An 8,864-nucleotide genomic window follows, 5' to 3' on the forward strand; every position below is an offset into this window, starting at 1 on the left:
CGCTCGGTAACTTGATTCCCGTCACTGCCCATCAGTGATCGGGTTTAGTCGCCCGGGGTTATAAGTAAGGTGTACAAGCTCGTCAGTCAGGCATTCCCATGCCTGCACTTGATGGTGGTTGTGCGCAGGGCGCCTTCGGGCGCGCCGGCTTTGCTAGCTTCCCCGGTCGACTAACCTGCGTACAGCTGCCTCCCTCTCGTTTAGTCGCAGGAGGGTGGCACCCAATCAGAGAAGCCAGCTTATGTTCAAGGTCACACCCAATCCGCCGGACACCGATCCGGTCTCCCCGTACGAACCCGATTCAAAGAAGCTCAACGAGGCCGCCGAGCGGGCTCTGAACTTCCACTTCCCGTCGAATGCCGACATCAAAGCCACCCCGCGAACACGCAGCACCCTGTTTTCCGTGGCCCCAGAAGCCACGGCCGAAACCCTGGCGGTTTTTTTGGTCGAGACGCTGGCCTCGGTCGATGTGATGGTCCATCAGTTGGTGGATCATCTGGAGGGTGAGTCGCGCTACGCCCTGCTGGGCATTTCAAACAGCATCATGGTGGCGGAGATCACCGCGAACCGGGTTCTGGATCACATTAATACGCCTTAGAAGTGCTCCATTCCCCTGTAGGATCGCCCCACCGCTCGCTTCTACAGGGACCGTATTTCAAGCGAAGGCTGTGGTGCTTCAGGCGAGGATTTCGAACGCCGTGCTGGCCAGTCGTTCGCCGTTGACCAGAATGTGCACGGCGTGCAGGCCAACGTAATGCTTTCGGGTGGTGAGTTCTTTGATGTGCTGGCCACGCGCAATGGACTCTGTAGCCTTGCCGGGCAGCGTCAGGGCCTTGAGCTTGAACACCTTCGCCGAAGTGCTGCCGTTGGCTTTGACGTAATCGATGGCGTAGTCGATCACCAGTCGCTGACTGTCCGCAACCACGGATTTCACCGCGAAGGACAGGGTGATTTTCTCACCCAGGCGAATCACCGCCGGTTCGACCTTCACGTCTATGATTTCAACCTCAGGCTTGCCACCCGCGCCAATGATCGCCAGCGCCCGTGGGTTGCCCTGTTTGATCAAACTGCGCAGGGCGTGTCTGGCGATCCACGCCGTGTGTTTGTTGTCCAGAGGCCAGCCTTCGATCAGGTCCAGCACCCACTGGGGATGATCCTTGGTGATGTCGTTGAGGTGGTTGGCCACGGATTTGCGCACGTACAGGCTGTCGTCGGCCTTGAGGTTGTCGAGGATCGCGGCCGCCAGTGTCGGGTCGGCCTGGACCGGTTCCAGGCGAAACGACCATGGCAGCCGCGGTCGGCTGCCTTCGCTGGCCAGGCGCCGGACGTGTTCGTTGTCATCCAGCGACCAGTCGTGCATCAGCGCCAACGCGCGCTCGATATCGCTGCGCAGAAAGTGCCGGATCGCGAATTCCGATGAACCGAAGGTCGTGAAGTATTTGAGCGCGTCCATTGACAGATCGAACGCGTGAGCGCCGTAGGTCGCGACATAGTGCGGCAAAAACATGCTGACGAAGGCGCTGTTCAGGCGCGGGGCGAGGGCGCGCAGGACCTCGAGGGAATCTTCATAATCGAGCGGCAACACTGCGTGCAGGCACTCACTGACGCGGGCCATGCGTTGCATGACGGAGAGGTCCGCCAGACCGGTTTTGGCCAGCTTCAGGAAGGCCTTGGCATCGAAGCCGGGATAGACCGCCGTCATCTCGGTGGCGATGTGCGCGAGGCGTTCAGCGTTGAAGATTTCCTTCAGGGCGGGGGTGGTCTGGTCAGCAGCCATTGTGGGTTCCTTGCCAAGTGATCACCACGCTTGCGTGGGAATGCATCCGGTGACGCTCTGCGTCACATTTCAAGATCGGACGCAGAGCGTCCATGGCGGCATTCCTTTGCTGTGCGTGGGAACGATCCGGTTCAAACCTTACCCGCTTCCTCTTCCAGCTGATCCGACTCAAACAACTTCGCCAGTTCCGCCCGCGCTTCCTGCGCCGTCTGCATCACTTTGGCCGCATCGTCATACACCGCGTGCTGAGCTTCCAGCACCTGTTCATCGTGATGGGTAAAGCGCTTGATCCGTGCATCCGCCTGCGCTTGTGTCAGCCCGAGTCCAACCAAGGTACGACGGGTCATTTCCAGGCTGGAGTAATAGGTTTCCCGTACCGCCTGCGCCCCGACATCCACCAACCGGTGCACATGCTGACGGTTACGGGCGCGGGCGATGATTTTGATGTGCGGATAAAGCTTGTGAACCACCTCGGCCGTCTTGATGTTGGTTTCCGGATCATCTGTGGCGATCACAAAGAACTCCGCTTGCTCGACCTTGGCCGCGCTGAGGATTTCCGGGCGCATCGGATCGCCGTAAAACACCGGCACGCCGCCGAAGCTGCGGGACAATTCGATGGTTTCCACCGATGTGTCGAGGGCGATGAACTTGATGTTCTGCGCCCGCAGAATCCGCGACACGATCTGCCCCATACGGCCCATGCCGGCAATGACTACGCGGGGCGTGTCGGCGTCGATTTCACGGAACTTCTGCGGCACCTCCACCGGTTGCACCTTGGGCTTGACCAGCCGTGCGCAGGCCAGCAGCAACAGCGGCGTCAGCGCCATCGACAGGGTGATGGTCAATACCAGCAAGTCGTACAGGCGCGGCTCGAACAAGCCCTGATCCCGACCGATCTTGAACACCACAAAGGCAAATTCACCACCGGCCGCCAGCACAATCCCCAAACGAATCGCATTGACCTTGCCCAACCCCCCGGCCAGTCGACCGACCACAAACAGCAGCGGCAACTTGATCGCGATCAGCAGCACGGTCAGCCCCAGTACCACGACCGGCGCACTGAGCAGCAAACTCAAATTGGCGCCCATGCCGACGCTGATGAAAAACAGCCCCAGCAGCAGGCCCTTGAACGGTTCGATCTGCGCTTCCAGTTCGTGACGGTATTCGGAATCCGCCAGCAGCAAACCGGCGAGGAACGCGCCGAGTGCCATGGACACGCCGACCAGGTCCATCAGCCACGCCGTGCCGATCACCACCAGCAACGCGGTGGCAGTGGACACCTCCGGCAGACCGGTCTTGGCCACCACGCGAAACACCGGGCGCAACAGATAACGCCCGCCAATCACCACCACCGCGATGCTGCCCAGCACCCGCAAGCCATGGTTCAAATCTTCGGCGGCACTGCTGGTGTGATCACCGCCGGCCAGCAACGGCACCATCGCGATCAGCGGGATCGCGGCGATGTCCTGGAACAGCAAAATCGCGAACGCCAACCGCCCATGGGGGCTGGTCAGCTCCTTGCGTTCGGCCAGGCTTTGCAAGCCAAACGCGGTGGACGACAACGCCAGGCCCAGGCCCAGCACAATGGCGCTGTTCAGGGATTGGCCGAACACAAACAACGCCAGCACGCCAATCACCGAACCGGTCAACAGCACCTGCGCCAGGCCCACGCCGAACACCGATTTGCGCATCACCCATAAACGTCGGGGCGACAGCTCAAGGCCGATGATAAACAGCAGCAACACCACCCCGAGTTCGGAGATGTGGCTGACGCTTTGCGGGTTGCCGATCAAGCCCAGCACCGACGGCCCGATGATCACCCCGGCAAACAGATAACCGAGCACCGCCCCCAGTTGCAGGCGCTTGGCCAAGGGGACGGTGAGCACCGCCGCGAACAAAAAGACGACAGCGGCTTGTAACAGGTTGCCTTCGTGGGGCATGTGAAACTCCAAAAACTCGATACGGCGGGGGTGCACAGGATAAAGGCTGGAGCCGGATGCGTCAGCCTTGAACGAGAACGTTATTGGCCGGCACACCGGTATCGCGAGCAACCTCGGTCCCATTATCGATCTCACGCGGATCACGACGACGCACAAATGAGGGCGCGAGATTGCTCGCAATGGCAGTCTTGCGGGCACCCAAGATATCGTTACATTTAGCATCAATTAGTGACATTCATAGGATAAGCTGATCAATCTGTTCGTTCCCGAGTGCGCACCATGGCCATCAATTTCGACCTTAACGATCTGCAAGCCTTTCGCGCCGTGGTGGAGCAGGGCAGCTTTCGCAAGGCTGCGGACACCGTGCGCATCTCCCAACCGGCCCTCAGCCGGCGGATCGAAAAGCTCGAAGACGCTCTGGGCGTGAAATTGTTCGAACGCACCACTCGCCGGGTCAGCCTGACTCAGGCCGGGCGTGGTTTCATGCCCAGCGTCGAGCGCCTGCTGGATGACCTGGACGTGGCGCTACTCGGCATCAGCGAAGTCGCCTCGACCCGGCTCGGGCATGTCACCGTCGCCTGTGTGCCGTCGGCGGCGTACTACTTCATGCCGCGCGTGATCGCCCACTATCACCGGCAATTTCCGCGGATCAAGGTCAAGGTGCTCGATTCCAGTGCTCACGAGGTGTTGAGTGCCGTGGTCAACGGTGAAGCGGACTTCGGCCTGAGCTTCATGGGCACCCTGGAGGCCGAAGTCGATTTCGAGCCACTGGTGCAAGAAGGCTATGTGGTGGCGTGCAGACGAGATCACCCTCTGGCGGGACGCAGCAGCGTGACGTGGGATGAGTTTTATCAGCAGGATTACATCTCGCTGGATAAGACTTCGGGCAATCGCTTTCTGTTGGACCAAGCGCTGACTGGTGTGGTGCCGCAGCGGCCGAGTATCTGCGAAACCCGTCATGTGACGACCATGATCGGTCTGGTAGAGGCCGGGTTGGGTGTGGCTGCGGTGCCGTTGATGGCGATGCCGGCGGCGGATCACCCGATCCTGACGCGGGTACCGCTGACCGATCCACAGGTGATGCGCAGTGTTGGTTTGATCAAGCGCCGGGGTCGTACGTTAACCCCGGCGGCATTGGCGTTAGAGCGGCTGGTGGTGGAAATGAAAGTCCAGCAACCCTCGGTCAGTGGCTGACCGAATCCAGCCCTGTAGCTTTTACGTCCGGCTGGGCTGCGGTGGAGGCCAAGTACTCAAGCAACGCCTTGGCCTCGGCCGGGTGTTGCGCATCGACCGGAATACCGGCGGCGAAACGGGTGACCGATTGCACCGATTCTGGAATTTTCGCCACAAAACTCACCCCTGGCACCGGTAACAGTTCGCTGACCTGCTGGAAGCCCAGTTGATAATCGCCGGTGGCAACCACCGAGCCCACCGGGATTTTCGGGATCATCTTCGATTTGGGCTTGAGCTGGTTTTCGATACCCAGACGCTTGAACAGTTGATCCTCGATGTACACGCCGCTGGCACTGTCGGAGTAGGCGACTGACTTGGCGTCGAGCAAGGTTTTTTTCAGGCCTTCCACCGAGCTGATGTCCGGCTTTGGCGCACCTTCACGCACCACCAGACCGATTCGCGAATCCGCCAGTTCCACCCGTGAAGCAGGATCGATTTTGCCTTGCTTGATCAGGTCGTCGAGGGCATATCCGACCATGATGACCACGTCGGCTTTTTCACCGCGGGCCAGGCGATTGGGAATCGCTTCCGGGGCTTTTCCCATGGAGGGGCCGAGGGCGGTGTCCAGGGTGTTGCCGGTAGACTCGGCGAATTTCTGGCCGAGGATTTTGTAGGCCGCTGTGAAACCACCGGACGTCATCACACGGATTTCTTCGGCCTGGGCGATCGCACTCAGACCGAGGCTGGCCACCAGGGCCAGGGCGGTGAAGTTGAAAAACTTTTTCATCAAATAGCGCTCGCAGTTAGAGGGCGGGTGGTTCACGACACGGCCGGTTGCAGGCGGCCAGAGGCACGGCGATAGAGAAACAGCGTTGCGCACAGGGCACAGAGTGCAGCGAAACTCATCCAGTAACCGGGCGCAGCCTTGTCGCCGGTGTACTGGATCAGAAAGGTCGACATCGCCGGTGTGAAGCCGCCGAACACCGCCGTCGCCAGGCTATAAGCCAAAGAGAAACCAGCGACCCTGACTTCGACCGGCATGATTTCCGTCAGCGCGGCAATCATCGCGCCGTTGTACAGGCCATAAATGAATGACAGCCACAGAAGCACCAGCAGCATGTTGATGAACCTCGGTGCTTGCACCAAATACGTCAGCGCTGGGTAGGCCGTGGCCAACGTCAGCAGCGCCATGGCGATCAGTACCGGGCGACGACCGATGCGATCCGAAAGCGCGCCGCCAATCGGCAGCCAGAAAAAATTCGAAACGCCTACCAGCAAGGTCACCAGCAGCGCATCGGAGGTGCTCAGGTGCAGTACGGTTTTGCCGAAGGTCGGCGCGTACACGGTGATCAGGTAGAACGCGGTAGTGGTCAGGGCGACCATCATCATCCCGGCGAACACGATGCCCCAGTTCTGCACCAGGGTACGGAACACGTCGCCCATGCCTGGCCGATGTTTGCGGGCGGCGAACTCTTCGGTTTCTTCCAGGTTGCGCCGCAGGAAGAAGATGAACGGCACGATCATGCAACCGACGAAAAACGGAATCCGCCAGCCCCAATCGGCAATCATCGTTGGCGCCATCCATTGGTTCAGGCCATAGCCCAAAGCAGCCGCGACGATGATCGCCACCTGCTGGCTGGCTGACTGCCAACTGGTGAAGAAGCCTTTGTTGCCGGGCGTGGCGATCTCCGCGAGGTATACCGATACACCGCCCATTTCCGCACCGGCCGAGAAGCCTTGCAGCAATCGGCCGATCAGCACGATGGCCGGGGCGAACAGCCCGATGGTTTCGTAACCGGGCACCAGCACAATCAGAATCGTACCGCTGGCCATGATCGACAGGGTGACGATCAGCCCCTTGCGGCGCCCCACATCATCGATGTAGGCACCCAGCACCACGGCGCCCAATGGACGCATCAGGAAGCCTGCGCCGAACACCGCGAAGGTCATCATCAGGGACGCGAACTCGCTGCTGGCCGGGAAAAACACGGCAGCGATCTGCGTGGCATAAAAGCCGAAAAGGAAGAAATCGAATTGTTCGAGGAAGTTGCCCGAGGTCACCCGGAAAATCGCACTGGCCCGGGAGCGACCGGATTGGATTGATGCTGTCATTGACGTGTACTCCACCGCTTTTATGACGTGCACTGCCTGGACGCGATGCACGGTTCTTATTGGGGCGGATAGTGGAGCAGGGGCATCGATATGTTAATTGCATAGTTGGCATGTATTGATGCATGAAGCGGATCAATGTTGCCAACCCGGAGACTCGGCGTTTGCTCAGGGCTATTCGCTGTGAGCGCGCATTGGGCTGATGTTCCCCAACCGATACTGATTATTCCCGCTGCGCTTGGCCTCATACATCGCCAGATCGGCAATATGAATCAACCGGTCCATGCTCGGCGCATGGTCCGGGAACACTGCCACGCCAAGGCTGCTGCCGATGTGGCGCTGGTCGTTGCCGATGGTCACCGGCGGTGCGAGTTCGATGAAGATTTTCTGGCAGATGCTGCGGGCTTCGTCTTGCAGGCTGTTGCCTTGGGGAAGGCCCTGGAGGATGACCACGAATTCGTCGCCACCGATTCGGGCGACGGTGTCAGTTGAACGCAGGATTCTCTTCAGGCGTGTCGCGGTGGTGATCAGCACGCGGTCACCGGCCGCATGGCCATAGTGGTCGTTGATCGCCTTGAACCCATTGAGGTCGACAAACACCAGTGCCACCCGCGTGGCGCTGAGGCGGGCCTGTTCCAGGGCATCGGACAGGCGTTCTTCGAGCACCAGGCGATTGGGCAGGCCGGTCAGCGGGTCGTAATGGGCCAAGTGTTGCAGGTAACTGGCGGAGGCTTTCTCTTCGGTAATGTCGCGTACCACACCCATCATCTTGATCGTTGCGTCATGCTCATTCTTGACCACATTGCCGGTTTCCCGCAGCCAGCGAATGCTGCCATCCGGCCAGACCACGCGGTATTCCTCGTCGTGGTTTTCACCGGTTTCAAGGCAACGCAGTTCACCGGCGCGGACCTTGACCCGGTCGTCCGGGTGTACGCAGGAACAGAACAGCGCGTAGGAGGGCGTCACCTCGCCGATCTTGAACCCGAACATGCCGTAGATCGCATCCGACCAATAGAGCTTGTCGGTATCGACCTCCCAGTCCCAGGTGCCGATGCGGGCGAAGTATTGGCTGCGTTTGAAGCGTTCGGCGTCGCCTTCCTGGTGGATGCTTTGCCCCTCGGTGAGGCTGTCGATCAGTGCACGGCACTCAGCCAACTGCTTTTGCGCCGAACGATCGCGCCAGATCAGCGCGACGATCAGGGCAAGGGTCAGTGAGCCGATGGTGATGTCGGTCCAGAGCTGACTCATTCAGGAATTGCGCTCATGGCGTATCGAACCGTGGGGGAGGTGGCGGGTATATTAGTTCACGAGCACTGCCGGATACAGAGCGAAACGGTTGCCAATAGCCTGCATTTCTGGGAAAACGGCGCCCATCAAGCCCGTTCGGGCAAGCGCACGGATAGAGTGAATGTAATGAATGATGAATTGCAGGTAATCGACCTTGAAGTGGGCGACGGCAAAGCCGCCGTCAAAGGCGCGCTGATCACCACCCAATATCGCGGTTGGCTGGAAGACGGCACTGAATTCGATTCTTCCTACAGCCGGGGCAAACCTTTCCAGTGCGTGATTGGCACCGGGCGGGTAATCAAGGGCTGGGACCAGGGAATCATGGGCATGCAGGTCGGCGGTAAACGCAAACTGCTGGTGCCGGCGCACTTGGGCTATGGCGAGCGCTCGATGGGGGCGATTACGCCGAATTCGAATCTGATTTTCGAGATTGAATTGCTGGAAGTGCTGACGCGGGATGATTGATTGGGCTGAAGAGCGGTTTTTTGATCGTTCCCATGCTCTGCGTGGGAATGCCTCACCGGACGCTCTGCGTCCGCTCTTTGGGACGCGGAGCGTCCCTGGCTGCATTCCCACGC

Annotated in this window: 8 protein-coding genes; 3 read left to right on the plus strand and 5 right to left on the minus strand. The window is 59.9% G+C overall.

Annotated elements, in window-relative coordinates:
* Positions 1 to 241: 241 nt before the first annotated feature.
* Positions 242 to 598 carry a DUF6124 family protein gene (locus PMI21_RS08440; RefSeq protein WP_007940106.1) on the plus strand — a complete coding sequence of 119 codons (357 nt, stop codon included), beginning with the start codon at positions 242 to 244 and terminating at the stop codon, positions 596 to 598.
* 78 nt (positions 599 to 676) lie between these two features.
* Here PMI21_RS08440 and PMI21_RS08435 read toward each other — a convergent pair whose 3' ends face one another.
* Together PMI21_RS08435 and PMI21_RS08430 are read right to left on the minus strand one after the other, a co-directional pair.
* The gene (locus tag PMI21_RS08435) at positions 677 to 1,777 is read right to left on the minus strand and encodes a DNA alkylation repair protein (RefSeq protein ID WP_007940107.1); all 1,101 of its coding nucleotides are present in this window, start codon (positions 1,775 to 1,777) and stop codon (positions 677 to 679) included.
* Positions 1,778 to 1,908: 131 nt separating this feature from the next.
* The gene (locus PMI21_RS08430; protein WP_007940113.1) at positions 1,909 to 3,717 is read right to left on the minus strand and encodes a monovalent cation:proton antiporter-2 (CPA2) family protein; all 1,809 of its coding nucleotides are present in this window, start codon (positions 3,715 to 3,717) and stop codon (positions 1,909 to 1,911) included.
* A gap of 279 nt (positions 3,718 to 3,996) precedes the next feature.
* On the opposite strand from PMI21_RS08430, the gene PMI21_RS08425 reads away from it, so the two are divergent.
* Positions 3,997 to 4,911, plus strand: coding sequence for a LysR family transcriptional regulator (locus PMI21_RS08425; protein ID WP_007940114.1), 915 nt, complete (start codon positions 3,997 to 3,999; stop codon positions 4,909 to 4,911).
* Here the strand turns inward: PMI21_RS08425 and PMI21_RS08420 are convergent.
* The 3 genes from PMI21_RS08420 to PMI21_RS08410 form a co-directional block, all read right to left on the minus strand.
* Positions 4,901 to 5,677, minus strand: coding sequence for a substrate-binding domain-containing protein (locus PMI21_RS08420; protein WP_007940115.1), 777 nt, complete (start codon positions 5,675 to 5,677; stop codon positions 4,901 to 4,903). The genes PMI21_RS08425 and PMI21_RS08420 overlap by 11 nt on opposite strands.
* A 32-nt stretch (positions 5,678 to 5,709) precedes the next feature.
* Positions 5,710 to 7,002 (minus strand): MFS transporter, encoded by a 1,293-nt coding sequence (locus tag PMI21_RS08415; protein WP_007940116.1) that lies wholly within the window; start codon positions 7,000 to 7,002, stop codon positions 5,710 to 5,712.
* 171 nt (positions 7,003 to 7,173) lie between these two features.
* Positions 7,174 to 8,247, minus strand: coding sequence for a sensor domain-containing diguanylate cyclase (locus PMI21_RS08410; RefSeq protein WP_007940117.1), 1,074 nt, complete (start codon positions 8,245 to 8,247; stop codon positions 7,174 to 7,176).
* A gap of 165 nt (positions 8,248 to 8,412) precedes the next feature.
* On the opposite strand from PMI21_RS08410, the gene PMI21_RS0128250 reads away from it, so the two are divergent.
* Positions 8,413 to 8,751 carry an FKBP-type peptidyl-prolyl cis-trans isomerase gene (locus tag PMI21_RS0128250; RefSeq protein ID WP_033064132.1) on the plus strand — a complete coding sequence of 113 codons (339 nt, stop codon included), beginning with the start codon at positions 8,413 to 8,415 and terminating at the stop codon, positions 8,749 to 8,751.
* The last annotated feature ends 113 nt before the right edge of the window (positions 8,752 to 8,864 follow it).

The organism is Pseudomonas sp. GM18, assembly GCF_000282195.1.
Taxonomy (GTDB): Bacteria; Pseudomonadota; Gammaproteobacteria; order Pseudomonadales; family Pseudomonadaceae; genus Aquipseudomonas.